The sequence below is a fragment of the Polymorphobacter fuscus genome, from assembly GCF_011927825.1.
Lineage (GTDB): Bacteria > Pseudomonadota > Alphaproteobacteria > Sphingomonadales > Sphingomonadaceae > Sandarakinorhabdus > Sandarakinorhabdus fusca.
Window position 1 is genome coordinate 375261 of the sequence record NZ_JAATJI010000002.1, and the last position, 26740, is coordinate 402000.

The 26740-nt window shown below is 68.3% G+C and carries 24 protein-coding genes; 9 read left to right on the top strand and 15 right to left on the bottom strand.

Annotated elements, in window-relative coordinates:
- Positions 1–31: 31 nt before the first annotated feature.
- The gene (locus GGQ62_RS15085) at positions 32–1522 is read right to left on the bottom strand and encodes a M20/M25/M40 family metallo-hydrolase (protein WP_167649698.1); all 1491 of its coding nucleotides are present in this window, start codon (positions 1520–1522) and stop codon (positions 32–34) included.
- 390 nt (positions 1523–1912) lie between these two features.
- Here GGQ62_RS15085 and wrbA point away from each other — a divergent pair, with 390 nt between their 5' ends.
- The 4 genes from wrbA to GGQ62_RS15105 all read left to right on the top strand — a co-directional run bounded on the left by wrbA (position 1913) and on the right by GGQ62_RS15105 (position 6675).
- Positions 1913–2599 (top strand): NAD(P)H:quinone oxidoreductase, encoded by a 687-nt coding sequence (gene wrbA / locus GGQ62_RS15090; RefSeq protein WP_152577929.1) that lies wholly within the window; start codon positions 1913–1915, stop codon positions 2597–2599.
- Between the two features lie 128 nt (positions 2600–2727).
- Complete coding sequence (locus GGQ62_RS15095) at positions 2728–4731, top strand: PAS domain-containing sensor histidine kinase (RefSeq protein ID WP_152577928.1); 2004 nt, start codon at positions 2728–2730, stop codon at positions 4729–4731.
- A gap of 160 nt (positions 4732–4891) precedes the next feature.
- The gene (locus GGQ62_RS15100; protein WP_152577927.1) at positions 4892–5431 is read left to right on the top strand and encodes a helix-turn-helix domain-containing protein; all 540 of its coding nucleotides are present in this window, start codon (positions 4892–4894) and stop codon (positions 5429–5431) included.
- 122 nt (positions 5432–5553) lie between these two features.
- Positions 5554–6675, top strand: a complete 1122-nt coding sequence (locus GGQ62_RS15105; RefSeq protein ID WP_207790514.1) for an MFS transporter — start codon at positions 5554–5556, stop codon at positions 6673–6675.
- Here the strand turns inward: GGQ62_RS15105 and GGQ62_RS15110 are convergent.
- The 3 genes from GGQ62_RS15110 to GGQ62_RS15120 form a co-directional block, all read right to left on the bottom strand.
- The gene (locus tag GGQ62_RS15110) at positions 6672–6869 is read right to left on the bottom strand and encodes a hypothetical protein (protein WP_152577925.1); all 198 of its coding nucleotides are present in this window, start codon (positions 6867–6869) and stop codon (positions 6672–6674) included. The genes GGQ62_RS15105 and GGQ62_RS15110 overlap by 4 nt on opposite strands.
- A 2-nt stretch (positions 6870–6871) precedes the next feature.
- Positions 6872–7393, bottom strand: a complete 522-nt coding sequence (locus GGQ62_RS15115; RefSeq protein WP_152577924.1) for a Dps family protein — start codon at positions 7391–7393, stop codon at positions 6872–6874.
- Between the two features lie 296 nt (positions 7394–7689).
- Positions 7690–8292 carry a hypothetical protein gene (locus GGQ62_RS15120; RefSeq protein WP_152577923.1) on the bottom strand — a complete coding sequence of 201 codons (603 nt, stop codon included), beginning with the start codon at positions 8290–8292 and terminating at the stop codon, positions 7690–7692.
- Between the two features lie 228 nt (positions 8293–8520).
- Here GGQ62_RS15120 and GGQ62_RS15125 point away from each other — a divergent pair, with 228 nt between their 5' ends.
- Positions 8521–9225 carry a class I SAM-dependent methyltransferase gene (locus tag GGQ62_RS15125; protein ID WP_152577922.1) on the top strand — a complete coding sequence of 235 codons (705 nt, stop codon included), beginning with the start codon at positions 8521–8523 and terminating at the stop codon, positions 9223–9225.
- An 86-nt stretch (positions 9226–9311) separates the two neighbouring features.
- On the top strand, positions 9312–9989 hold the full coding sequence (gpmA, locus tag GGQ62_RS15130; protein WP_152577921.1) for a 2,3-diphosphoglycerate-dependent phosphoglycerate mutase: 678 nt from the start codon (positions 9312–9314) through the stop codon (positions 9987–9989).
- A gap of 10 nt (positions 9990–9999) precedes the next feature.
- Here gpmA and GGQ62_RS15135 read toward each other — a convergent pair whose 3' ends face one another.
- The 3 genes from GGQ62_RS15135 to GGQ62_RS15145 form a co-directional block, all read right to left on the bottom strand.
- Positions 10000–10506, bottom strand: a complete 507-nt coding sequence (locus tag GGQ62_RS15135; protein WP_243446653.1) for a L,D-transpeptidase — start codon at positions 10504–10506, stop codon at positions 10000–10002.
- Between the two features lie 177 nt (positions 10507–10683).
- Positions 10684–14298, bottom strand: a complete 3615-nt coding sequence (locus GGQ62_RS15140; RefSeq protein ID WP_152577920.1) for an MBG domain-containing protein — start codon at positions 14296–14298, stop codon at positions 10684–10686.
- Between the two features lie 13 nt (positions 14299–14311).
- Positions 14312–15985: a ShlB/FhaC/HecB family hemolysin secretion/activation protein gene (locus GGQ62_RS15145; RefSeq protein ID WP_243446151.1), complete on the bottom strand. Its 1674-nt coding sequence runs from the start codon at positions 15983–15985 to the stop codon at positions 14312–14314.
- 317 nt (positions 15986–16302) lie between these two features.
- Here GGQ62_RS15145 and GGQ62_RS15150 point away from each other — a divergent pair, with 317 nt between their 5' ends.
- From GGQ62_RS15150 to GGQ62_RS15160, 3 genes are read left to right on the top strand one after another with little or no spacing between them, the layout of a single operon-like run.
- Positions 16303–16953 carry a response regulator transcription factor gene (locus tag GGQ62_RS15150; RefSeq protein WP_152577918.1) on the top strand — a complete coding sequence of 217 codons (651 nt, stop codon included), beginning with the start codon at positions 16303–16305 and terminating at the stop codon, positions 16951–16953.
- The gene (locus tag GGQ62_RS15155) at positions 16950–18467 is read left to right on the top strand and encodes an ATPase domain-containing protein (RefSeq protein ID WP_152577917.1); all 1518 of its coding nucleotides are present in this window, start codon (positions 16950–16952) and stop codon (positions 18465–18467) included. The genes GGQ62_RS15150 and GGQ62_RS15155 overlap by 4 nt, the downstream gene beginning before the upstream one ends.
- Positions 18464–20089, top strand: a complete 1626-nt coding sequence (locus GGQ62_RS15160) for a sensor histidine kinase (protein WP_152577916.1) — start codon at positions 18464–18466, stop codon at positions 20087–20089. The genes GGQ62_RS15155 and GGQ62_RS15160 overlap by 4 nt, the downstream gene beginning before the upstream one ends.
- Here GGQ62_RS15160 and GGQ62_RS15165 read toward each other — a convergent pair.
- The 8 genes from GGQ62_RS15165 to GGQ62_RS15200 form a co-directional block, all read right to left on the bottom strand.
- A complete protein-coding gene (locus GGQ62_RS15165; RefSeq protein ID WP_152577915.1) occupies positions 20055–20459 on the bottom strand; it encodes a BLUF domain-containing protein in 405 nt (134 codons plus the stop codon). The two genes, GGQ62_RS15160 and GGQ62_RS15165, sit on opposite strands and share 35 nt — an antisense overlap.
- A 110-nt stretch (positions 20460–20569) precedes the next feature.
- Positions 20570–21610: a dihydroorotase gene (gene pyrC, locus GGQ62_RS15170; RefSeq protein WP_152577914.1), complete on the bottom strand. Its 1041-nt coding sequence runs from the start codon at positions 21608–21610 to the stop codon at positions 20570–20572.
- A gap of 5 nt (positions 21611–21615) precedes the next feature.
- Entirely contained in the window at positions 21616–22305 is a 690-nt protein-coding gene (locus GGQ62_RS15175; RefSeq protein WP_152577913.1) for a hypothetical protein, read from the bottom strand.
- Between the two features lie 129 nt (positions 22306–22434).
- Complete coding sequence (locus GGQ62_RS15180; protein ID WP_152577912.1) at positions 22435–22734, bottom strand: SCP2 sterol-binding domain-containing protein; 300 nt, start codon at positions 22732–22734, stop codon at positions 22435–22437.
- A 102-nt stretch (positions 22735–22836) separates the two neighbouring features.
- On the bottom strand, positions 22837–23148 hold the full coding sequence (locus GGQ62_RS15185) for a hypothetical protein (protein ID WP_152577911.1): 312 nt from the start codon (positions 23146–23148) through the stop codon (positions 22837–22839).
- A gap of 104 nt (positions 23149–23252) precedes the next feature.
- Complete coding sequence (gene lipB / locus GGQ62_RS15190) at positions 23253–23906, bottom strand: lipoyl(octanoyl) transferase LipB (protein WP_152578260.1); 654 nt, start codon at positions 23904–23906, stop codon at positions 23253–23255.
- On the bottom strand, positions 23906–25066 hold the full coding sequence (locus GGQ62_RS15195; RefSeq protein ID WP_152577910.1) for an epoxide hydrolase family protein: 1161 nt from the start codon (positions 25064–25066) through the stop codon (positions 23906–23908). Before GGQ62_RS15195 ends, lipB begins: the two co-directional genes overlap by 1 nt.
- Positions 25063–26712 (bottom strand): GMC family oxidoreductase, encoded by a 1650-nt coding sequence (locus tag GGQ62_RS15200; protein WP_152577909.1) that lies wholly within the window; start codon positions 26710–26712, stop codon positions 25063–25065. The genes GGQ62_RS15195 and GGQ62_RS15200 overlap by 4 nt, the downstream gene beginning before the upstream one ends.
- Between the last annotated feature and the right edge of the window lie 28 nt (positions 26713–26740).

Consider the following 26740-nt stretch of genomic DNA (forward strand, 5'->3'; position numbering starts at 1 on the left):
GCCCGGGCGCGCGATCGCGCGCCCGGTGTCGTTACCAGGTCAGGTCGGCGAGCAACCCGGCATAGACTTCGATACCATCCCAGAGATTGCCGATTCGCAGATTCTCGTTCCGGGCGTGCTGGTTGTCGTCGTAGTTGGCGATGCTGACGCCGACCATCGGCACTTTCAGCTGGTCGACGATCTCGGCGAAGGCCGAACTGCCGCCCATGATCGGCAGCTTGATGACGTCTTCGCCCGTTGTGCGGCCGATCGAGCCCGCCACCGCCACCGCGGCCGGCGTATCGAGCCGGGTCATCGTGGCGACGGCGCCGCCGTCATCCCAGTTCAGGCGCAGCACCTTGGGGTGGGCAAGGCGCGTCGCCGCATCGGGCGTGTCGCGCACGATGAACCAGCCCTGCCGGGTCAGATAGGCTTCGGTCAGCGCCTTGACGCGCGCCGGGGTCTGGCCGGGCGTCAGCCGGAAATCGACCGAGGCGCTGGCTTCGGTGGCGATTGCGTTGGCGGCGTTGGGGCCATCATCGCCGGCATGGATGGCGCGCACGTTGAGCGTTGGCGACAGATAGCCATCGGCCAGGCGGGGCGGGCCGATGGTGCGGCCAAGGCCGAGCGCGGTCTTCAGTTCGGGCTCCACCGGCGGCATGGCCGCGAGCGCTGCCTTTTCGGCAGCGGTCACCGGGGCCACGTCGTCGTAGAAGCCGGAAATCTTGATGTGGCCGGCATCGTCGCGCAGACTCATCACGAAATCGGCGATCATGACGGCGGGGCTGGGCGCCCAGCTGCCGTAATGGCCATCGTGCAGCGGCTTGTTGGGGCCATAGACCGTGGCGGCAAAGCTGGTGATGCCCCGGTTGCCACCGTTGATCTGCTGGCGGCCGGACTGGTGCATCGGCCCGTCACCGAAGATCAGCAGGTCACCGCGCAGCAGCGCCAGATTCTGGGCAACGATCTTGGGGAAGTTCGGCGATCCCTGCTCCTCCTCCCCCTCGTACAGCAGTTTGATGTTCACCGTCGGCGCGATGCCGCTCGCCTTCAGGGCATCGAGCGCGCTGATCATCGCCTGGATTGGCGCCTTGTCGTCGCCCGCCGATCGGGCATAGATCCGCCAGTCGGGATCGATCGGTCCCTTGATGGACGCCAGGTCGCCGACGGGGGCGCTGGCCGGTGGCGCCGTCCGCAGGGTCGGGGTGAAGGGTGGTGACAGCCAGCCCTTCTGGTTGATCGGCTGGCCGTCGTAATGCGCGTAGAACACTACCGTCCGCTTCGCCCCCGGCGTCAGCCGCTCGGCATAGATCGAGGGCGGGGTGCCCGGCGCCGCGCGCAGCAGCTGGGTGCGAAAGCCGCGCTTCGCCAGCAGGGCCGAGATCGCCGTCGCATTGGTTTCGACGTCGGGGAGCGTCGTGGCGACATTGGGCATCGCCAGCATGGTGGAGAAGTCCTGCAGGATCTGGCGTTCATTGGCCTGTCGCCACTTGCGCACTTCGGCCTGGGGCGAGGCCGCGGCGGCCGGCAGGGCTGTCACCATGGCGCAACAGGACAGGAGAATCAGGATTTTGGGATGCATCGTCGCATCTTGCAGACGATGCCCGCCGGGGTCCAGCCCGTTTGCGGGCTTGCCCGTCAAAAGCCGGCGGCAAGCGTCAATTCCAGGCGTCGCCGCCGGGGATTGCCCAGGATCATCGTCCGTCAGCTGGCGCGGCAGCCGCCGGCCATCGACGCGCACCGGCGTTGCCCGCGCGCCGAACCGCCGCGCCGCTACGCGAATGTCGCCGAGACCGACAAAATTCGCAGTTTCCGTCAAAGGCAGGGCTTTGGCTGCCGCTTAGGATGGCGACAACGGCGCGACCGAATGATCCGCCCGACGCATCCAGCCAAGCCGACGTTCCAACCCATCCGTCCAGTCAGGGAGCAGACCATGACCAAGGTTCTCATCGCCTTTTATTCGCGCAGCGGGGTCACCGAGGCGCTGGCCCGCGCGATCGCGGACGGGGCCGCCGCCAAGGGTGCCGAGGTCCGCCTGCGCCGCGCCCGCGAGTTCGTGTCCGCCGAAACGATGGCACTGGCAACGGGCTGGGCGGAAGCGGCCGCGGCGATGAACGCCCGCCATGCGGCGCCGACCGAAGCCGACGCCGAATGGGCCGACGCCATCATCTTCGGCTCGCCGACGCGCTTCGGCGGCGTCGCTGCCGAGCTCAAGGCCTATATCGACAGCCTGGGGGGCTTGTGGTTCCAGGGCAAGCTCAACGGCAAGGTCGGATCGGCCTTCACCTCCTCGTCGACCGTCCATGGTGGCAATGAAGCCACGATCCTGTCGCTGTTCAATCCGATGGCGCATCTGGGCCTGGTCATCGTGCCGACCGGCTATGCCGATCCGGCGCTGTTTCGCGCCGGCACGCCCTATGGCGCGTCGTCGGTGTCGTGGAACGAAGCAACGCCGCCGACTGCCGACGACCTGGAGGTCGCCCGCTTCCAAGGTGGCCGCGTCGCCTCCATCGCCGGCGACCTTGCCGCCGGCCGCGCCAATGCCGCCCGCGACGCGGCCATCGACGAGGCCGGGCGAGAAAGCTTTCCGGCCAGCGACCCGGCAGCCACGCTCGTCTGACCCCCGCGTGCGATGCCTTCGAGGATTGTCAGCCTTCATCGGTTCGGCCAAGCGGCGATCGTGCACCGTAACGACCGTTGTTCCCCGGCACGACATGGTGCCGACGGACTACGCCGCTGGAGGAGACCATGAACGCACCGGTCGATCGACCCCATGGGATCGATCGCAACCTTGTCGGGCGATGGCAGGCGGAGGCGCTGCACGTGACCGGCGGCGACACGCCGGCGCGGGTGTTGACCTGCGCGGCAGCGGCGGCGCTGGCGGCGACCATTTTCTGGATCGACACTTTCACCAACATCACCGGCGCCGTCGCGGTCCTCTACGTGCTCGTCATCCTTCTGGCCGGCCGGGCGCTGGCGCGGCGCGGCATCATCGCCGTGGCGGCCGCGTGCATGCTGCTCGGCATTGCCAGCTTTGCGCGCAACCATGGCGCGTCGGCGGATGCCGCGGCATGGCTGCGGCTGATCTTCAGCCTGGCGGCGCTGGCGGTGACGGCGGTGCTGACGCTGGCCAACATCGCTTCGACGCTGATCCTCAGCGCCCAGGCCCGGCTGCTCGATGTCACCGATGATGCGATCATCCTGCGCACGCCCGAAGGGCGGATCCTGTTGTGGAACCGGGGGGCCGAGCGGCTGTACGGCTGGACCGGCGACGCGGTGCTGGGGCGCGACGCCCGGACCCTTCTCGACAGCCGCTTCGACGTCGCCGACCGCGATTCGGCGCTTGCCGCGGGTAACCGAGATGCCGCGCTTGCCGCGGCTGGCCGGGACATCGCGCTTGCCGCGGCGGGCGCCTGGCGCGGCGCGATCCACCAGCGCTGCCACGATGGCCGGATCGTCACCGTCGATGCCCGCTGGCAGGTGCAGCGCGACCGGCACGGGGCGATCTCGACGATCCTTGAAACCCATACCGACATCACCGCCCGCAAGGCCGCCGATGCCGCGCTCGTCGCCAGTGAAAGCCGCTATCGCACCATCTTCGATACGCTCGCCGTCGCCGTCTGGGAACATGACCTGCGGCCGGTCAAGGCCGTCGTCGACGATCTGCGCGCCCAGGGCGTCGCCGACATGGCGGCCCATCTCGAAGCGCATCCGGAGATCGTGGCCGCGACCCGCCGGCGCGTGCATATATCCGATGCCAACGAAACCGCGGTGACGATGATGCGCGCCCCCGACAAACAGGCGGTGTTCCGCTATCTCGATGATTTCGTGCTGCCTTCGGACGCCGGCTTTCGCGGCTGCATGGTCGCCATCGCCGAAGGGCGGCCGCGCTTCGAGACCCAGGCGCAGATCCGCACCATGGCCGGCGATGTCCTCGATGTCATCGTGGCGCTCACCTTCCCGCCGGCCGGCACCGGCCTCGAACGCGTCCAGGCGAGCATTTTCGACGTCACCGAGCGCAACCGCATGCAGGCCGCGCTCGATACCGCGCGCGAGGAGCTGGAACAGGCGATGCGCACCGCGACGCTCGGCGAAGTGTCGGTATCGATCGCCCATGAAATCAACCAGCCGCTGTCGGCCATCCGCACCTCCGCCGGCGCGGCGCGCCGCTGGTTGCTGCGCGACCCGCCGGCGCTGGGCGAGACCCGCACCGCGCTGGAAGACGTCATGGCGGCTGCCGAACATGCCGGCGAAGTCGTCAAGCGCGTGCGCGGCCTGCTGACCAACACCCCCACCGAGCGGCTGCCGGTGGCGATCGACGCCATGGTGGCGCACGCGGCCGAGCTGGTCGAGCGCGAGCTGGCCGCCGACGATGTCGCCATCGCGCTGCGGCTCGCGGCGCCAACGGCGGTCGTCCATGGCGACCGGGTGCTGCTGCAGCAGTGCATCATCAACCTTGTCGTCAACGCCAAGCAGGCCATGGCATCGACGGCGGACCGACGGGTGACCGTCGTCACCGCCATCGCCGATGGCCATGCCGTCATCGCGGTTCGCGACAGCGGGCCGGGGTTTGCCGACGCGCTTGTCGACAAGGCGTTCGACACCTTCTTCACGACCAAGTCGGACGGCATGGGGCTGGGCCTCGCCATCTGTCGGTCGACGGTGCGGGCGCATGACGGCACCATCGGGGTCGGCGCCCGCCCGCCCGAAGGCGGCGCCAATATCGAGATCCGGCTGCCGCTGGCGGGGTGACCCGCGGCGCCGGTTGCCGGCCTTGCCATGCGCCGGGCACCCTCAACCTGCGTATAGGTGCGCCAGCCGCAAGCACTAGCCGGCTTCAACCGCTGTTGAATGGCACGCGCGCTGCCGGCGCCTATGATCGGCGTGTCAGATCCCATCGAAAGGCGATGCCATGCAGCAATCTTCGTCCCCCGACCTGCCGCCCGCAGGGGTGCTGGTCGCAGCGCTCCTAGTCGCCGATGTGCAGGCGGCGCTGGGCCGCGACAGCGCGATGGTCCGGCGCTGCCTGACCCAATTGTCCGGCCTGCTGGCGACCGGGCCCGCCGGCCATCGCCCCGCCGTCGATGCCCCGCGATCGGCCCCGGCCGCAACCGGCGGCCTCGCCAACTGGCAGGTCACCGCCATTACTGCGCATGTCGAGGCGCATTATCACCGGTCGATCGGTATTGCCGAACTCGCCGCGCTGGCCAACCTCAGCGAAGGCCATTTCTGCCGGTCGTTCAAGGCGCATTTCGGCCGGACGCCGCATAGATATGTCGTCGCGCGTCGGGTTGCGCACGCCCAGCGGCTGATGGTGACGACGCATGAATCGCTCAGCTTGATCGCCTTCGGCTGCGGCTTCACCGACCAGGCGCATCTGACGCGCATCTTCCGCCGCGATGTCGGCGATACGCCCTCGGCCTGGCGGTCCCGGTCGCGCCCGGTGAATTGACGCTTTTTTCGGTGTACGGCAGCGGCATGACAGGACAGGAACGAGTGACCGTGGGCGCCGCTGACGCAAATACCGATGCCGGCGGAGCGGGCCGGCCGCTGCCGCTGGCGCTGACCGGCGGCATGGCAGTCGCCGCCGGGGTCGCGGTCGCCAACATCTATTACAACCAGCCGATGCTGGGCGTGATGATGGCGGAGCTGCCGCATCCGGTGACCGCCTTCATCCCGACCGCGACGCAGCTCGGCTATGCCGCCGGGCTGTTCCTGCTGGTGCCGCTCGGCGACCTCTTCGAGCGCCGGCGCATCATCCTGTTCCAGTTCGGGCTGCTGGCGCTGGCGCTGGTCGCGGCGGCGCTGGCGCCCGATGCGGTGCTGCTGCTGGTGGCGTCGGTCCTGGTCGGCATCGCTGCCACCGTCGCGCAGCAGATCGTGCCGCTGGCGGCGCATCTCGCCCCGCCGGCGCAGCGCGGCGCGACCGTCGGCACGGTAATGGCGGGGCTTTTGTGCGGTATCCTGCTCAGCCGCACGCTGGCGGGGTTCGTCGCGACCCATCTCGGCTGGCGCGACATGTTCTGGCTGGGGGTGCCGATGGCGCTGCTGGCCATGGCACTGATGGCGGCGCTGCTGCCGCACAGCCGGCCGCAACCGACGCTCGGCTATACAGCGCTGCTCGCCTCGCTCGGTGGCCTGTGGCGCGAGTTTCCGGCGCTGCGGCTGGCGGCGGTTACCCAGGGCCTGTTGTTCGGTGCCTTCACCGCGTTCTGGACGGTTCTGGCGCTCTATCTCCAACAGCCCCGCTTCGGGATGGGGGCCGAGGTCGCCGGGCTGTTCGGCATCGTCGGTGCCGTCGGCATCGTCGCGGCGCCGATTGCCGGCCGCATCGCCGACCGCCGCGGTCCGCATCGCGTCATTGCCCTGGGCGCCGCGCTGACCCTTGCCGCCTGGCTGATCTTCGGGCTGTGGATCGGCATTGCCGGGCTGGTGGTAGGGGTCATCATCCTCGATTTCGCCGTGCAGAGCGCGCTGGTCTCCAACCAGCACATCATCTTCGCGCTGCGGCCCGAGGCGCGGGCGCGGATCAACACGATCTTCACCGGCGCGATGTTCGTCGGTGGCGCCATCGGGTCGGCGGCGGCAACCGCGGCCTGGCAGGCCGGCGGCTGGAACCGGGTCGCCATGCTCGGTGCCGGCCTGGCGCTGGCGGCGACCTTGCTGCAGCTCGCCAGCCTGCGCCGGGCGCGCTAGACGCGCATTGCCATCGCCGGTGGCTCGGTCGGCGGGCTGTTCGCCGCAACCCTGCTGGCCCGCGCCGGCGCCGATACATAGCCGCCGTCGATCGATGCCGGCACGACATCGGCGATGACCGGGCAGGCCGGCGGGGTGCGCTGCGCACATGCCGCCAGCAGGCCGAAAAGGCCAAAGGCGAGATGCGGTCGCATGGTCAGTGCGCGACGCCCTGGCGGCAGCTTTCGAACAGGAACCAGGCGCGGCGCTCGGTCTCGTCGATCCACACTTCCAGAAGGCTGGCGGTGGCGACGTCGCCATAGCTGTCGCACATCTCGTGGACCCGGCGCATCTCGGCGACGAGCTGCTTGTTGTCGCCCTGCAACTCGGCGAGCATGTCGAAGGGTTCGACATAATCGGCATTGTTGTCGAGGATGCGCTGGCGCCCGGCGATGTCCGAGATGGAACGGATCGTCGTGCCGCCGAGCTTGCGGGCGCGTTCCGCGATCGGGTCGGTCATCGCGAAGATCTGGTCGCTCTGGTCGTCGAGCATCAGGTGATAGTCGCGGAAATTGGGGCCGCTCATGTGCCAGTGGAAGTTCTTGGTCTTCAGATAGAGCGCGAACACATCGGCCAGCAGCGCGCCGAGCCCGGCCGAAATGTCGCGCGTGGCATCGGCGCCGAGGTCGGTTGGCGTGCCGAGAAACATCTGTGCGACCTTGTCCGAATATGCGGCCATGATTCTACTCCCTTCCAGGGTTTGCAGGTGCGGGTGGATGGCGACAGGGATAGGCCGTTGCGGCGGCGATCCAATCCATCTCATGGTTTAGGGTGACCCATCCGTGCGACCGGCGGCGCTCTGGCGCCTGCTGCGACCTCGGCCGCGATTTGCCCGGCGCGACGCCGTCGGTCAGGCATTGCCCGGTGACGGGACGACGCGATTTGCGCAGTCCGGCGCGATCTTGCACCGCCAGCGCACAGAGTCGCCGATCGCGCGCGCCGGCGCCTGAGGCCCGTGTCGCTGCGTGCCGCGTCTCAACCGAGCCGGTAATAGGTGGTGAAAAAGAACAGCAGCCGCCCACCGAGGGCGACGAGCAGCAGCCCGGCCTGGACGTTCCGGCGGGCGCTGAAAGCGCCGATTGCGCAGATTGCCAGCAAAATCCCGGTCTGCAGCAGATAGGGCAGCCCCAGCCCGGACACATAGGCCGCGCCCTTGATCTGGCCATCGCCGATATCGAGGATCGCGGTGAACGCGACCAGCCCGAAGAACCAGCGCCGGCGCGCCAGGAAATAATCATCATACCCCGGCCATTCGGCCATGTCGGCGGGGAACAGCAGCGCGCAGATCATGAAATAACAGGCGGCATAGCCGAAGACGAACAAATAGGTGGCAAAGGTCCAGTCGCGCAGATGGCTGAGGCCATATTCCCACCACCAGAAGCCGACGACCGACAGCAGCGCCCACAATGTCCAGCCGAGGTGCACCCACCAGATCCGGCGGCGGTACGGATGTTCGGCCAGATTGGCGAAGCCCTGCAGCAACTTGCCGATGCTGAGACCGAGAATGACGCCGATCAGGACGCGGATGTGGACGAACTGGTCGCTGTTGGCATGGTCGACGGGCAGGGTGGCGGTCATCGTACGCCCGTCCGACAACCGATCGCTGCCGCCCGATATTTCCTCATCGCCACTGTCCCCCGATCACGCGCGGGCACAGGCTTATGCGCCGATGGCGGTCATTTCCAGCCGTTTGCGCCGCCGTGTCGATCGATCGCCCGCGCTTTTGCATCGGCAGCCCCGCCGTGGCATTATTGGCCATGGTCGCGGACCGTGGACGGACGACCGCAAAGACGTGGGGGAACGACGATGCTGCAGCCTGTTGCCATGGCACTGGTCCTTGCTCTTGCGCTGCCTGCCGCGCTGGCGGCGCAGGAACGTCCGGCCGCCGATGTCGCGCGCGACGCGGCACGCAAGCCCGACGCGATGGTGGCCTTTGCCGGGGTCAAGCCCGGCGACACGGTTGCCGACATGATCCCCGGCGCCGGCTATTTCACCCGGGTGTTCTCGCGGGCGGTCGGCCCCGGGGGCAAGGTGTTCGCCATCATCCCGGCGCAGGCCGAAGCCGCCTATCCCGAACCCAGCAAGGCGATCCGCGCCATGGCGGGCGGCGGCTGGCCGAACGTGGCGGTGGTCAGCTCGCCGCTCGATCCGGCGGTTGTCGGCAAGCTCGACCTGTTCTGGACGGCGCAGAACTACCATGACCTGCACAACAGCCAGACGCCCGAACAGGTCATCGCCTTCAACAAGGCGGTGTTCGCGGCGCTGAAACCGGGTGGCACCTATGTGATCGTCGATCATGCCGGGCGCGACGGCAGCGGCCGGACCGAAACCAAGACGCTGCACCGCATCGACCCGGCGGTCATCCGGTCCGAAGCCGAGGCGGCAGGTTTCCGCTTCGACGGCGAAAGCCCGGCGCTGCGTAACTCCGCCGACCCCAGGACCGCCAATGTCTTCGACCCGGCGATCCGCGGCAAGACCGACCAGATCGCCTATCGCTTCCGCAAGCCCTGAAGCGGCAAGTCCCGAAGCGGCAAGCCCGCGGTTGCGTCGCTGAAGGGGCGCTGGCATTGCGGTGCGGTCCTGATCACGGAGTTTTCATGCCCACCCTTGTCCTGCTGCGCCACGGCCAATCGGCCTGGAACCTGGAAAATCGCTTCACCGGCTGGTGGGACGTCAACCTGACCGACAAGGGCATTGCCGAGGCGACCGCCGCCGGCACCGCAATGGCGGCGGCGGGGCTTGATTTCGACATCGCCTTCACCAGCGTGCAGACGCGGGCAATCCGCACGCTCAACCTGGCGCTGGAAGCGATGGACCGGCTGTGGCTGCCGGTGACGAAGAACTGGCAGCTGAACGAGCGCCACTATGGCGGGCTGACCGGCCTCGACAAGGCCGAGACGGCGGCCGAGCATGGCGACGACCAGGTCAGGATCTGGCGGCGAAGCTTCGACGTGCCGCCGCCGCCGCTGGCGCCCGGGTCGCCGTACGACCTGTCGGCGGACCGGCGCTATGCCGGCATCGCAATCCCCGCCGCCGAAAGCCTGAAGGACACGATTGCCCGGGTGCTGCCCTATTGGGAAGGGGCAATCGTGCCCGAACTGCGCGCCGGCAAGCGGGTCATCGTCGCCGCCCATGGCAATTCGCTGCGGGCGCTGGTCAAGCATCTGTCCGGCATCTCCGACGCCGATATCGTCAGCGAGGAAATCCCGACCGGCCGGCCGATGGTCTATGACCTTGCCGATGATCTGACGGCGATCGGGCGGCGCTACCTTTAATGGCCGGCGGCTAGCGGCCGGCGACACCTGGCCCGAAGACCTCCGCCAGCGATAGCTGTTCGGGAAGGATGTAGACAACGCCGCCGTCGGACCGGAACAGCGGCTCGACGCTGTCGGCGAAGAACTCCGGCGGCACGTTGATGCAGCCGAACGAAATCCGGTTGTCGGCCGCGGTGGGGCTGGCGAGCCGTTCGCGCCGGCGGTCGCGCGCCGTGCCGGCGACCACCGGGTGGAGCGAAATCGCGTCGGCGTAATGGACCCAGAGGATCTTGTGCCCGGCGGTATTGGTGCCGAGTTCGGCATCGAAGCGGCCCGCGGGCGTGGTGCGTTCGGCCGGCGTGATCGTCGCCAGCGGCCGGTCACCGATGCCGGGGACGGACCGGTCGCCGCGGGCGAGGCCCAGCAGCGCTGCCGATCGGGCGCGCGGCGTGCCATCGGCGTCGAAGACCAGCACCTGCGCCGCGACCTTGTCGACGATCGCGAACGGCCGGCCGTGGCTGTCTTTGGTGGCGATCACCCAGGCCGCAAGGGTCGCAACCGGACCTGATATGGCTGCCGCTGGCGACGCGGGGGAGGCGCCGCCAGCGGCAGGTGTGGCGAGGGCGAGAGCGAATGCCAGCGCCAGGGCCGCGCTGGTTTTGCACCGGTATCGGGGGGCGACCCGGTGCCCGTCTCTCGCCACGCACGCCACAGCTCAGTTGCGGTCCGGCTTGGGCGCAAGCATGCGCCGGCCGACCGCCGTTCCGGGCGCGGTTCCGGTGCCCTGACCGACACCTTGGCCGACACCCTGACCCATAGTGGGGGCCGTGGCCTGACTGGCCTGCGGACCCGCGCCCGAACTTGTACCCTGACCGACAGGCGCCATCCCGCTGCCGAACGACGGCGCAGCAACGCCGGCGTCGGGTGCGACCGCGGCCTGCATCGCCGCCGGCATCAGCACGCCGCCGCCGAGCACGGCGAACTGGACGCCCGGCGCCGGGCCGACCGGCGCCGTGCCCTGGCCCTGGCCGACATCGCCGTCGAGCGGCGTGCTGTTGGTAGGGCCGTCGCTGCCGACGAACCGCAGGCCTTCGCCGGTCACGTCATCCGGAGTCGGGCTGATGGGGGTCGGGCTGATTGGAGTCGGGCTGATCGGGGTCGGGCTGATCGGAGTCGGGCTGATCGGAGTGGGATTGTCCGGCGTCGGCGTTGGCGTTGGCGTCGGCGTCGGTGTCGGCGTCGGGGTGGGTGTCGGCGTCGGGCTCGACCCGGCGGTGACCGTCAGCTGCCCCGGAGTATAGGTGGTCGAATAGTTGGTCGGCACATAGCTGCCGCCGACAGCGCCGCTGGCGTTGATCGGATAGGGGCCGGCGGCGGCGGTTTCGGGGGTGCCGGTGCTCGACAGGGTGACCGCGGTGATGGTGTCGCCGTTGCGCAGGCCGGCAGCGGCGAATTCGGTGCCGGCAAAGACCAGCGCCGTTCCGGCGACCTTCGATCGATCGGTGACGGTCACCTGCAGCGGCGCCGGGGTGACGGTGAGCGCACCATCGACATAGGTCACTGCATAGTTGCCGGGGGTGTAGGTGCCGCCGCCGGCACCGCTTCCGGTAATCGCATAGGGGCTGCCGACCACGCTGGCGCGCGGATCGGTGCCGACGCTGGCCGGGGTGAAGGTGCCGACGGTGTCACCGTTGCGCAGGCCCGTCGCCACAAAGGCAGTAGGGGACAGGGTCAGGCTGTCACCATAGACCTTGCTGGCGTTGCCGGCGGTGATGACCAGCGCCGCCGGAACCAGCGTCAGCGCGCCGTTGACATAGGTCGTCGTGTAGTTGGACGCGACAAAGCTGCCGCCCGCGGCGTTGCTGGGGATGATCGGATAGGGCCCGCCGGCGACGCTGGCATTGGCCGGCGACCCGGCGCTGACCAGCGTCGCGGTGCCGATGGTGTCGCCATTCAACAGGCCGGCGGCGGTGAATTCGGTGCCGGCGAAGGTCCGGACGTCGCCATAGGCCTTGACGGCATTGTCGGCAGTGACCGTCAGCAGCGCCGGGGTGACGGCGAGGACGCCATTGACATAGGTGACGTTGTAGTTGGACACGCTGAAGGTGCCGCCGGTGGCGTTGCTGGGCACGATCGCATAGGGGCCGCCCGCCACGCTGGCGGTGGCCGGCGCGCCGGCACTGGCCAGGCTGGCAGTGCCGATGGTTTCCCCGTTCACCAGTCCGGCAGAGGTGAATTCGGTGCCGCTGAAGGTGGTTGCCTGGCCATAGGCCTTGCTGGCGTTGGCGGCGGTGACGGTCAGTGCAGCGGGGGTGACCGAGGCCGTGGTGACCCCCGCTGCAGTGAACAACGCATACGCCCCCTGATCGGCCCCCGCGAGGCCGACTCCACTGAAAGTGACCGGCTTCAACGTGCCGACATTGGGATTGTCGAAATTGGCGGTGCCGCCGCTCAGCCGCACGTCCCGGGTGCCGCCGACGGTGGGGTCCCCGGCGCGGAAGGTCATCACCGCCGGCGTGGTACCGTCATAGACCTTGTCGAGCGCGCCGACGAAGACCCACATGTACGCGGTGAACCCCGTATAGTCGTTGGGGGCGCCATAGCCGTTTTCCGGCGAATAATAGATCGTCTTGTCGGTCGAGGTGACCGGGAACAGCGGGTTGAGCCGCACGGTGCCGCCATTGAGGCCGCCCGAACCATCGGCATCGGCGACGAACAGCACCGACCCGCCGGCGCTGGCGGTGACGGCGGCGTTCTGTAGAATGTCATGGCCGGCGTTGACGACGATGGCGGAGCCGAGCGCGCTGGCGGTGAGGGCGGCGTTGATCTGGACATCGTTGCCGGCGGTGGCGACGAAGCGCGACCCGCCGGTGCTGGCGGTGATGGCGTCGTTGAGGAAGATGTCGTTGCCCGCGCGCAGTTCCAGCGTTTGCGGCGTCGTCCAGGTCACCGCGTCGGCCACGGTGATGTCGCGGTCGGCGACGATCAGCCGGTTGCTGCTCGCCAGGCTGATCGTCACCTGCGACGGCGTTTCGTCGCCGCCGGCAATGGCGATGCGATAGTCGACCGGGTCGAGCAGCCACAGCCCGGTGGCGCCGGCGGTCGACCGTGTATCGACCAGCGCCGTGGTGGCGAGGCCGACCTGCTTGCCGGAGGTTTCGACAAGCCCGCCCGGGCCGGTGGCGCCGCGCGCCGTGATGGTGCCGGCGATATCGGTCCGGCCGTCCGACCAGGCGATGACGGTGCCGCCGGCGCCGCTGCCGGTCGCATCGGCGCGGACGACGGTGGCAGCGCCAAGGTCGAGCCCGGCGGCATTGCGCACCGATGCGTCCTTGCCCTGATAGCCGCCGCCGAGCAGCACGGTGCCGCCGCCGGTGGTGCCCGAGGCATCGATGCGCGCCGAGGTGAGCAGAACCTGGTCGCCGGTGGCGACGATCCGTCCGCCCGCTTCGCCGGCACCGCCGCCCGACGCGTCGAGGCTGCCGGCGACGTCGACGCTGCCGCCGTCGCCGAGCAGCATGATGACGCCGCCGCGGCTGCCGACCGAACGCGCCTCGACGATCCCGCTGTTGTTGACGACGGTGCGCACCAGGCTGTTGGCGGCATTCGCGGTCATGATGACCTGGCCGCCATCGGCACGCAGGATGCCGCCGTTGCGCGCCTCCGCACCGACGGCGGCGCGATCGACGACGACGCTGAGCAGGCCGGTGCCGGTGACATCGAGGATGATGCTGCTGCCGGCGGCGAGCGCCACCGAGCCCAGCCGTGCCGCGATCAGCCCCTGGTTGCTGACGGTCGCGCCGAGCAGCGCGACATGGCCGCCATTGGCGGTGATCGTGCCGTTGTTGACGACGCTGCCGCCGCCCCCGGCAAAGCGGTGATTGCCGGCGAGGAAGTCGGCATCGGCGATGCTCAGCGTCGAGGCGACGAGCCCTGCGACATTGACCTGTGCGCCCTGGCCGAACAGCACGCCGTTGGGGTTGACGACAAATACCTGGCCATTGGCGTTGAGCGCGCCGAGGATGGCGGTGGGGTCCTGGCCGACGACGCGGTTGAGGGCGATCGCCTGGGCGTTGGGCTGGACGAAGGTGACGGCCTCGCGCGCGCCGATGCCGAAGCTCTGCCAGTTGATGATGGCGTTCTGGCTCGACTGGTTGACCGTCATCGCGCCGGCGCCGGCGGTGATGCCGGCGGCGCCGGCAACGACCTCACCGCCACCGGGCAGCGCCGCGGCCGGGCTGCTCAGCCCGACCAGCAGTGCAGCCGCAATGCCGCTTCCGAGCAGGAGCAGGGGTCGGTGGCGGCGCGGACGGACGGACGGGGTACGCATGACTGGTTCCTGTTCAGAAAAGCTTGGTGATCTGGACCCAGATCTGGCCCATCTTGTCCGGCTGGGACATCACGGGGGTATTGCCGAGACGGCGGGCATAGGAGGCGCGGACGAGGAAATTGTTGGGCGCCGACCAGCTGATGCCGCCGCCGCCGCCGGTCAGATTGGCGCTGTTGACGCCGGCGGCGTAGCGGTTGCGATTAAAGGTGATGCCGCCATTGTCGATGAAGCCGAACAGCTGGACATCACCGGGAACGCTGCGCGACAGCGCGCCGAGCAGCAGCCGCAGTTCGGCGGTGGCGATATAGCCCTGGTCCCCGAACGCCTCCCCCTCGGGATAGGCGCGCACGCCATAGGCGCCGCCGAGCTGCATCTTTTCGGAAATGTCGAGGTTTTTCGACGCGATCTGGCCGCGCGCCGCGAGATAGAGCGACAGCGGCCCGGACAGGGTCTGCAGGCGCCCGGCAGCGAGGTTGAGCTTGGTGAAGCCGCCCTGCGTCCGGCCGGTCTGCGCATCGAGCGCCAGCACCGCCGGGGTGCGGATATCGAGGCTGCCGATGCTGACGATCGCCGAATAAAAGCCCGACCCGCCGCCGCCCAAGCTGTCGCGCCAGTCGCCGGACAGGCCGAGGAAGCCGACGGTCGAATGCTTGTTGCTGGACGCGCCGACGCTCGCCACCCGGTCGTTGAACATCTTGTAGTCGAGACCGGCGAGCAGGTTCAGATTGTAGTTGTACGACCGGATCGCCGGATAGCTGGCAAAGACGCTGGCGATGTCGGCGGACCCGCTGGCATCGAGGCTTTCGAATTCGCGGTGGAGGCGATAGTCGAGCCGGGCATAGGCAACGCCGATGGTCGCGGCGCCGAGCGGAGCCTGATAGGCGCCGCGCACATAGGTCAGGCCGCGGTCCGACACCAGGCCGCGCACCGATACGACGTCGCCGATGCCGAGCGGGTTGGCGAGGTTGATCTGGCCACCGGCGCGGAAATAGCCGGTGTAGCGATTGCCGCCATTGTCGGCCTCGACGCTGCCGAAGACGCGGCGACCGGGCAGGACGTCGACGGCAAGGTCCGAGGTGCCGACATCGGTGCCCGGCGACAGTGTCGATTTGACCGCGACGCCGGGAAGGTCCGACAGCAGCAGCAGGCGGCGTTCGAGCGGCGCATTGGCGACGACGTCGCCGGCATCGAGCCCGGCCAGACGCTGCCGCACGACCCGGTCGGCGACGCCGCTGCTGTTGGCGACGCCGACCTTGCCATAGCGGCCCTCGATGACGGCAATCGTCACGGTGCCGCCGGCAAGCGACTGCGCCGGCACATAGGCCTGGGCGACGAAATAACCCCGGGCGCTGTAAAAGGCGGTGATCCGCGCGGCCATCGCCTGCAGATCGCCCAGCGACAGATTGGCGTTGGGCGCAAAGCCGGTGGCGGCGAGCAGCGTCGGTTCATCGAACAGCGTCTGGCCGGTGATGCGCAGGGCAGCGACGGGAAAGGCCGGCCCCGTGTCGAGCGGCCCGGTGCGGGAGCCGGGCCGCTCAACGCTTATGTCCGGCGTGCCGACACGCGGCGCAGGCGCCGGTGGCAATTGCTGCAACTGGCCACCTGCGCTGGGCAGTTGCTGCGCAACGGCAGCAGTCCCGAAGGCAGCGCCGAGCAGCAGCAGGGAAGGTCGCAGACCGGAGATCAAAACCAATACCTTGATACGAGCCGCAGCGGGAACCGCCTGCGGAAACAAACAAACCGACTTTGGTAACGAAGTTGCCAGTACGGACCGGCGCCCCCTCCGAACCTGCATTGCGTACCGGCACTGTCTGTAAACATGACCCTAACAAACAGCTGTGGAATCTACGGTGCCGCGATGTTATTTATTCATTAACCATCATTGTAATTCTGTTGGTCTTCAAACGCATGGCCGCGTTACATGAAAATGCTGCTTGTATTCACAGCCAAACAGGTTGCTGTTAAATATGCGTCCACTAGGGGCAGGGCGCGCAGGAACGAGCATTGGGCAGCGAGACCATCTACATCCTCGACGATGACCATTCGGTGCGGACATCATTGGGTTTTTTTCTTGCCAACGCCGGATTTGCGACGCGGTCGTTCGCCGATGCCGCGAGCTTTCTGGACGCGGCGGACAGTTTGAGCCCGGGGTGTGTGCTGCTCGACCTGCGCATGCCCGAAATCGACGGCTTCGAAGTGCTCGAACGGCTTGCGACCAAACGCGCCGCGCTGCCCGTCGTCGTCATGACGGGCCATGGCGATGTCGGCACGGCCGTCCGTGCCATGAAGCTCGGCGCGCTCGACTTTGTCGAGAAACCCTATGAGGAAAACATGCTGCTCGGCATCCTGGCGCGCGTCTTCATGCTGCTCGACAACCAGGTCCGCGACCTCGGACGCCAGGCGGAGATGCGCGCCCGCATCGCCCGGCTGACCGATCGCGAGCGCGAAGTGCTCGTCGGGCTGCTCGCCGGCCGCGCCAACAAGCTGATCGCCTATGACCTCGGCATCAGCGTTCGCACCGTCGAGATGCACCGATCGGCGATGATGGAGCGGCTGGGCGTGCGCAGCCTGGTCGAGGCGCTGCGGATCGCCATCGCCGCCGGCCTGGCGCTGCCGCCGGCCGCTGCCGACAGCCATGTCAGCGTCGCGTCATGACCGCGTCCGACGCCGATCTGGCGGCCGATGCCAGCCCCGTCACCACGGGGCTGGACAGCCTCGACTATATCCTGTCGGGCGGCTATGCTGCCAACCGCTGCCACCTCATCGAAGGCCAGCCCGGATCGGGCAAGACGACGCTGGCGATGCAGTTCCTCATCGCCGGCCAGGCCCGCGGCGAAAAATGCCTGTTCATCACCATTTCCGAAAGCCCGTTCGAACTGCTGCACGTCGCGCGCAGCCACGGCCTGTCGCTCGACGGCATCGACATTGTGGAGTGCGTCCCGCCCGAACTCAGCCTCGATCCCGAAAGCTACCAGTCGATCGTCCACGCCTCCGAACTCGAACTCGGCGAAACGGTGCGCGGCGTGATGGCGGCGGTGGTCGCCAGCCGGCCGACGCTCGTTGTCCTCGACAGCCTGTCGGAAGTGCGGCTGCTCGCCCAGGGCGCGCTGCGCTACCGCCGCCAGGTGCTGGCGCTGAAGCATTTTTTCTTCCAGCAGAATTGCACGGTGCTGCTGCTCGACGACCTGACCGTGCGCGAGGATGACCTGACGCTGCACAGCATCGCCCATGGCGTGGTCCGGCTGGAACAGCTGGCCATGGATTATGGCGCCGAACGCCGGCGGCTGCGGGTGTTCAAGATGCGCGGCCGCGCCTTCCACGGTGGCTTTCACGATTTCGTCATCGCCCATGGCGGGCTCAACGTGTTTCCGCGCCTGATCGCCTCCGACGATGTGGCCGCCCGGCCGGCCCGCCGGCCGGCCAGCACCGGCATCGCGGCGCTCGATTCGCTGACGGGCGGCGGTCTCGACGAAGGCACGACGACGCTGATCCAGGGGCCGTCGGGCACCGGCAAGTCGACCCTGGCGCTGCAATGCGTCCGCGAACGGCTGGAACGCGGCGAGACGGTGTTGTTCGTCAGTTTCGAGGAGACGGTAACCACCTTCCGGCGCCGTGCCGCCAGCGTCGGCATCGGTGTGGAGGCGTATCTCGCCAGCGGCGTTCTGCGCTTCGTCCATGTCGACCCGGCGGAAACGTCGGCCGGCCAGATTTCCGACATGGTGCGCAATTCGGTGCGCGACGACGTGACCTCGGTGATCCTCGATTCGCTATCGGGTTATCAGCACGCGCTGCGCGACGAACATTATCTGCTGCTGCACATGCACGAGCTGCTGACCTTCCTCAACCAGCAGGCGGTGGTGACGATCGTCGTGCTGGCGCAGGCCGGGGTGGTCGGCACGCTGGCGCCGCCGTTCGACATGACCTATCTCGCCGATACCGTGCTGCTGCTGCGCTTCTTCGAAGCCGGCGGCGAAATGCGGCGCGCGGTGTCGGTCATCAAGAAGCGGATCGGATCGCACGAGCGGATGATGCGCGAGCTGTTCCTCGACAGCCAGGGCGTCCAGGTCGGGCCGGCGCTCCCCGGCTTCCAGAATATCATGTCGAGCCGCCCGATCTATACCGGCAGCACGCCGTTGCTGCAGGCACGTGACGGCGCCGCAAGCGCTTGAGCGCGTTCGACCGGCTGCTCATTCTTGCTCCCCGCGGCCGCGATGCCCAGGTCATCGTCGACCAGCTCGCGGGTGCCGACAAGGTCGCCAGCATCGCGACGGCGGCAGAGATTGTGGAGGCAGTGCGCGGCGGCGTGCTCGGCGTCGCCGTCGTTACCGATGAAGGCATGTCGGGCTTCGACAGGGCAGCGCTCGCCGGCGCGCTGGCCGACCAGCCACCGTGGTCCGACGTGCCGTTCGTCGTGCTGACCCGGCGCGAATTCGGCGGCTGGACGCGCGCCCAGCTGGTGGCGTTGCTCGGCAACGTCACCATCCTCGAACGGCCGCTGCACCGTGACGTGCTGATCAGCAGCGTCCGCTCGGCCCTGCGCGCCCGCGCGCGCCAGCGCCGGTCGGAGGCGTATCTGCGCGACCGCGAGGCGGCCGAGGCGCAGGTTCGCGAACTGGCGGCGACGCTGGAGGCGCGGGTGCTGGAACGCACCGACGCACTGCGCCGCGCCCTGGCCGAACGCGACCAGAGCGAGCGGCGTCTGCGCGATAGCGAGGCATTGTATCGCTACACCGTCGAGCTGACCGGGCAGACGCCATGGACGGCGGCGGCCGATGGCCGCCTGCTGAGCATCGGCTCGCACCGGGTCGGCGCAGCCGGCGCCGCGCCCGATTGGCGCCAGCTCGTCCATCGCGACGACCTCAAGGCGATGCTCGATGGCTGGGCCGTCGCCATCGCCTCGGCGCAGCCGTTCCAGGCAGAGTTCCGGGCCCGCGGCGCCGATGGCGTGTTCAGCTGGAACCGCGCCCGCGCCGCGCCGCGAATGGCCGCCGACGGCACGGTGATGCGCTGGTACGGCACGCTCGAGAATATCGACGACCGGCGCACGGCCGCGACTCGCCTGCGCCAGTTGCAGGCCGAACTGATCCATGTCTCGCGGCTGAGTGCCATGGGCGCGATGGCGTCGACCCTGGCGCATGAACTCAACCAGCCGCTGGCCGCGATCACCAACTATGTCCGCGGCATCCGGCTGATCTTGCCCAACCATCCCGAGGACCAGCCGATCCGCGATGCGCTCGACGCCGCCGATGACAGCGCGGTGCGCGCCGGCGAAATCGTCCGGCGGGTGCGCGAGCTGGTGACCAAGGGCGAAACCGCGCGCCGGGCGGAGGACCTGGCGACGCTGGTGCGCGAAGCCTGCAGCCTGGCGATGATCGATGCCCGGCTGTCGGGTATCGACATCCGCATGGCATTGTCGACCGCGCCGATCGCGGTGATGGTCGATCGCATCCAGATCCAGCAGGTGCTGCTCAACCTGCTGCGCAACGCCGCGGAAGCGGTGGCCGACAGTGGCGAACGCTGGATCCGCGTCAGCACCAACATGCGCGCGCCCGGCTTTGCCCATGTGCTGGTCGAAGACAGCGGCCCTGGCGTGGCGGCGACGGCAGCGGCGCGCCTGTTCGGATCGTTCAACACCACCAAAGGCGACGGCATGGGGATGGGCCTGTCGATCAGCCGGACGATCATCGAGGCGCATGGCGGCAGCATCTGGCATCGCCGCGCGCCGGCGGGCGGTGCGATCTTCGGCTTCTCGCTGCTCAGGACCGCGGCGAACGCTCCGACGGCGCACTGAAGGCGCGGACCAGCGCCAGCATCCGGTCGACATCGCGGCGCCTGCCGGCCAGCGCGTTGTGAACCGTCTCGGCAACGAACAGCGAACGCCCGCAATAGCCCAGCGACCAACGGTCGAAACCGGGCGCCCTGACCCGGCGCCGATCGACGATGACGAGCTGGTGATGACGCGCATCGCTGGCGATCCGCCCCATCGTCGCGTCGACGGCAAGGGCATGGCCTTCCAGGGTCTGCACGAAGTGGCCGCCGGTGAACAGCAGCGCGCCGGTGATGCCGTTGCGAAGGTTCGCCGTGTCGGCACGCGCCACGATTGCCGCCACCGCGGCGCCGCTGTCCCCGGCCGGAATCAGGCTTTCGCTGATAAAGGTCATGTTGATCAGCGCGTTCGGGCGCACTGGGCAACTCGTCGCCGCGGTCACCCTTTGGCTCCTCGAAAGCCTGCACTTTCGTTCAGCCAGACCGGGCTCGCCAGCTGTGGGAACTACGGTTGCGGCTGCTCGACAAAGGACCAGTCGAGCGTCTCGCCGGCGTGGAACGGCACGACGCTGCCGATCCGGTCGGGAACGGTCACCGGCGTGCGCGCCAGCGTCACGGTGCCGTCGTTGCGTGGCAGGCCGTAGAAATCGGCGCCGAAATTGCTGGCAAAACCCTCCAGCCGATCGAGCGCGCCGTCTTCGGCGAAGCTGCGGGCATAGCTTTCCAGCGCGAACGGCGCGTTGAACACGCCGGCACAGCCACAGGCCGTCTCCTTGGTCGGCGCCGCATGGGGCGCCGAATCGGTGCCGAGGAAGAATTTGGGGTTTGCCGATGTCGCGGCGCGGCGCAGCGCCTGCTGGTGGGTGGCGCGCTTCAGCACCGGCAGGCAGTACAGGTGCGGGCGGATCCCGCCTTCGAACATCGCATTGCGGTTGATGGCGAGGTGATGCGGCGTGATCGTCGCTGCGACATTGGCGGGCGCGCTTTCGACAAAGGCGACCGCTTCGGCAGTGGTGATGTGTTCGAGGACGATCTTCAGCGCCGGAAAATCGCGGACCAGCGGCGCCAGCGTGCGATCGATGAACACCGCCTCGCGGTCGAAGATGTCGACATGGGCATCGGTGACTTCGCCATGGACGAGCAGCGGCAGGCCGATGCGCTGCATGGTGTCGAGCGCTGCATGGATGTGGCGGACGTCGGTGACACCATGCGCCGAATTGGTGGTGGCATTGGCGGGGTACAGCTTGGCGGCGGTGAACACCCCTTCGGCATGGCCGCGGGCGAGTTCATCGGGGCCGATGCCGTCGGTCAGATAGGCGGTCATCAGCGGGGTGAAGTCATGCGCCGGGCCGACGGCGGCGCGGATGCGGTCGCGATAGGCAGCGGCGGCAGCGACGGTCGTGACCGGCGGCTTGAGGTTCGGCATGACGATGGCGCGGGCGAACTGCCGCGCCGTGGCGCCCGCCACTTCGGCAAGCATTGCATCGTCGCGCAGGTGGACGTGCCAGTCGTCCGGGCGGCGGATCGTCAGGGTGTCGGCCGCCATCGGCATCACATCGCGGCGATATCGGGCAGCACGATCGGATCGGGCGCGACATAGCCGAGCGCCGGCGACAGCGCGCTGTACGACAGTGCCGACCGGATTTCCGGGCCGCGGGCCAGCGCGGTCACGCCCAGCTTGCCCTTGGGCACTTCCAGCGCATAGCGGCCGACCAGGCCGGCTGCGTTGCAAAAGGCATATTGCGCGTCGAGCGTCGAATAACTGTTGTAGGTGCGGGTCGTGTACTCGTCGAACTTGTTGATCGCCCGGGCCTTGTCGGTCCGGCGGAAATGGCCGACCATGGTCGCCTGGGCGCGCGACAGCTCTTCCGAATGGGCCTGCAGGAAGCTGTTGTAATTCTTGGTGGTGCGCAGGAACTGCGAATATTGGCACTGCAAGGCGGCGACGTTCATGGCGGCGCGCAGGTTCCACACGGCATTGGCTTCCAGCTCGGCCGGAGTCGGCTTCACCAGGATGACGGCCTTGGGCACCATGAACCCGCCGGGGCGCTTGACCTCGGGAACCTCGACGACCGGCTCGGGCACGACGGCCGCTGTCTTCTTGGCGGCCGACTTCGTGGCAGGCTTGGCGGGCGCCTTGGCGGCGGCTTTCTTGGTGGCTGGCTTGGCCGCCGGTGCCGCGGCGGCGGGCGTTGCAACGGCGAGGATCGCGAGTGTCAGAACTGTCGGTCGAAGACGCATGTTACGCAAATCCCCAGGTCCATTCCATCATGGCAAAAGCAGCGTCGGCCGACTGTGGCACCGGCCAGGTGCGGCATCGGCGAGACGGGCATCGGCCATGCCAATGCCACGCCCGCCGCTGCGCCGCAATCAGCCCAGGATGCTGCCAAGCTGCATCGCCACCGACATGTCGCCTTCAACCTTCAGCTTGCCCATCATGAATGCCATCTGGGCGTTCTGCTTGCCCTGGGCGATGTCCATGAAATCGGCCATCGAGACCTTGACGGTGCAATCGGTGGGTTCATTGGCGTTGTCGACGACCGGGGGTGCGACCTTGTCGTCGATGCGCACCAGGCCGTCCGGGCCGAAGTCGAACTTGACCGACTTCTTGAAGTTGCCGCCTGCGCCGATGCGGGTCTTCATCTGGTCGGTGATTGCGTCGAGGCTCATGCTGTGTCCTTCCCAAAACGGTCCGCGGAATGGCATGCCCCCATAAAAAAAGGGCCACCTTGCGGTGGCCCCTTCCTAAACATCCCGAGCGGGATGTCGAGATTACTTATTCTCTTCGGTCGTCGTGGTGCTGCTCGTGGTGGTCGAGTCCGTCGCCGGCGCCATGGCGTCAGCAGCGGGGGCCATCGCATCGGCTGCACCAGCGGCCGGAGCAGTCGCCATGGCATCGGCCGGGGCAGCGTCAGCGGCAGGTGCCGGGGTCGCCATCGCGTCGGTTGCCGGAGCGGCTTCAGTCGTGGTCGTGGTCGTGGTGTCGGTGGTGGTCTCAGCCTTCTTTTCGCCGCAAGCGACGACGAACAGGGCAACACCAGCAACCAGAGCGGCGGTCTTCAGCTTCGAAACGACTTCAGCCATCGTAATCTCCTTTAAGGTTGAGCCCTTGGACCCAGGACGGGTTGGGTCGGTTCAGTCCCTTATCCCCCAACACGGGTAGGCTTTAGCGAAAAAGCGTCACGGCCTCAAGTGCCTTGATCGCGGCCCGTCGTGAAGTCTGCAAGCATCGTCGCAAATGTTTCGGCCAGCGCAGCGTCGATATCCGCCAGCCGCGACGTGCCGCCGATCGCGGCAAGGCTGGTGACCGGTTCGGGCAGGCCACAGGGCACGATACCGCCGAAATGCGTCAGGTCCGGGTCGATGTTGATGGCAAGGCCGTGATAGCTGACCCAGCGGCGCACGCGCACGCCGATGGCGGCGATCTTGGCGGTGCCCGCCGGCGTATCGGTCCACACGCCGACCTTGCCGGCGATGACGCGGCCGGCGACGCCATGGACCGCCAGCGCCGCGATCACCCAGTTTTCCAGCGCCGCGACGAAGCGCCGGATGTCGCGCCCGCGCCGCCCGAGGTCGAGCAGGACATAGACGACGCGCTGGCCGGGGCCATGATAGGTATGCTTGCCGCCGCGCCCGGTGGCGAACACCGGAAAATCATGCGGGCGCAGCAGGTCGGCGGGCACGGCGCTGGTGCCGGCGGTGTAAAGCGGCGGATGCTCGACCAGCCAGATCAGTTCCCCGGCGGTGCCGGCATGGATGGCGGCAACGCGCGCCTCCATCGCCGCGACGGCGGCGGCATAGTCGGTCAGCCCCGGTTCGACCCGCCATTCGGGCAATATCATCACAGCCCGCGCACGAAGTCCCGCAGGTCGGCCAGGAACAGCTCCGGCTCCTCCAGGCTGGCAAAATGCCCGCCGCGCGGCATGTCGGTCCAGTGGACGACATTATAGCCGCGCTCCACCATCGGGCGCGGTGGGAACAGCAGCAGGTCGCGCGGAAAGCTGGCGACGCCCGTCGGCACCGCGATGCGCCGCCCGGCGGGAATGGCAAAGCCGCCTTCCAGGAACATGCCGCGATACAGCCAGGTCGCGGTCAAAAAGCTGCGCGTCGTCAGATAGATCATGATGTTGGTCAGCATCGTGTCGAAATCGAACGGCGGATCGTCGTAATCGCCCGGCACATCGGACCAGCCGACGAACTTTTCCGAAAACCACGCCGCGACCCCCATCGGCGAATCCATCATCGCGAAACCCAGCGATTGCGGCTTCGTGCCCTGCAGCTGCAGATAGGCGGTCTCCGTCTCGCGGATCGCCACCGCCTTTTGCAGCCAGGCGACATCTTCCGGCGTCTCCGGGTGCATGTCGGCGGGGCGCAGGCCGAAGCCGCTGATATGCAGCGCCTCGACCCGCGCTGAATCGAGCCCGACCCAGCCGCCAATGACACAGCCCCAGTCCCCGCCCTGATAGATGTAGCGGTCGTGGCCGAGGCAGCCCATCAGCGTGTCGTACAGCCCGGCGATGGCGCGCGGCCCCAGCGGCGCCTTGGGCCGGTCCGACCAGCCATAGCCGGGCAGCGACGGCGCGACGACATGGAAGGCCGGTGCCGACGGGTCCTCCGGGTCAGCCAGCCGGTCGATGATCGCGTCGAACTCGACGATCGATCCCGGCCAGCCATGGGCGATGAGCAGCGGCCGGGCGTCGGCGCGGGGCGAGCGCCGGTAGATGGCGTGAAGGTGGAAGCCGTCGCCGACATCGACGCGGACATGCGGGTGGCGGTTGAGCCGCGCCACCGCCGCCGGCCAGTCATAATGGTCCAGCCAATAGGTGCGCAGCCGTTCCATGTAATCGCGGTTGGCGCCGTGCTTCCAGCTGCGGCTGGGGCCGTCGCCGGCGTCCGGGTCGACCGGTTCCTCGAAGAAGCGAAAGGCGCCGACGCGTTGCCGGACCAGCGCCATTTCGAGCGGATTGACCGGGATTTCGAACGGCGTCGCCGCTGCGGTCATGCGGCGATGCCCAGCTTGCGCGCCAAGATGCGGCGTTCGGCGATCAGGTCGGCGGCCTTTTCGGCGACCATGATCGTCGGCGCATTGGTGTTGCCCGACACCAGATACGGCATCACCGAGGCGTCGACGACGCGCAGCCCCTCGACGCCGTTGACGCGCAGATGGCCGTCGACCACGGCATCGGCATCGACGCCCATGCGGCAGGTGCCGACGGGGTGATAGATGGTTTCGCCCCATTCGCGCATCGCGGCGATGGTCGACTGGCGGTCGCGGCCGGCCTCGCCGGGCCAGGTTTCGCGGATGCGATAGGCGTCGAATGCCGGCTGGCGGCCGATCTCGCGCGCCATTTCCACGCCGCGATACAGGGTTTCGACATCCTCCGGCGCCGTCAGGTAGCGCGGGTCGATCGCCGGATGGGCGAGCGGGTCCGGGGAGGCGAGGCGGACGGTGCCGCGACTTTCGGGGCGCAGCTGGCAGATGTGCATCTGATAGCCATGGCTGGGGTTCATCGCGCCGCGACCATGGGGGGCGCCGCGATAGGGCATGAAATGGATCTGCAGGTCGGGCGCCGCCAGCCCCTCGCGGCTCGACAGGAAGGCGCCGGTGGGCGTCGGCATATGGGCGCCGTTGCCGGTCTTGCCGAACACCCATTGGCCGAGCGCCCTGATCTTGTTGACCAGCGTCGAATTGCCGTTGAGCGTGATCGGTTGCGAACAGTCATATTGCACGATCATGTCGAGATGATCCTGCAGATTGCCGCCGACATCGGGGCTGTCGTGGAGCACGGGGACGCCCATCGCCTTCAGATGCGCCGCCGGGCCGATGCCGGACAGCATCAGCAGCTGCGGTGAGTTGACGGCGCCGCCGCACAGGATGACTTCGCGCGCCCGGGCGGTTTCGGCGCGGCCGGCACGCTTGTAGGCGATGCCGTCGGCGCGCCGGCCGTCGAAGGTGACGCGCTCGACCTGGACATTGTCGCGGATTTCCAGATTGGGCCGCGCCTTCACCGCCGGCGTCAGATAGGCCTTGGCGGCGGAAAAACGGCTGCCGTTCTTGATCGTCGCGTCGTAGAAGCCGGCGCCTTCGAACTGGGGGCCGTTGAAATCGCTGGTGCGGCTATAGCCCGCCTGTTCGGCGGCATCGAGGAACACGTCGTTGAGGATGTGCGGCAGTGCCCCCCGCGTCGAGGTGTGGAGCGGCCCGCCGGTGCCGTGAAATTCATTCTCGCCGCGATCGCTGTCCTCCGCCTTGCGAAAATAGGGCAGCACATCGGCCCAGCCCCAGCCGGTCAGGCCCAATTGCGCCCAGCGGTCGTAATCGCTGCTGTGGCCGCGGATATAGACCATGCCGTTGATCGACGACGAGCCGCCGAGCGCCCGGCCGCGCGGCCAGTAGAGCTTGCGGTCGTTCATCGCTGTCTGCGGCTCGGTCCAGAACCCCCAGTCGAAGGGGCTCGCCTTGTCGGGGGGGATGATCTGGGCAATGCCGCCGGGCATCTGGATCATCATGCTGTTGTCACGGCCGCCGGCTTCGATCAGCAGCACCCGCGACGTCGGGTCGGCCGACAGCCGGTTGGCGAGGACGCAGCCGGCGGAGCCGGCGCCGACGATGATGAAATCCCAGATTTGCGTGCCCGTCTCGGCCACCGGCGTACTCCCCAAAATATCGCTTTCG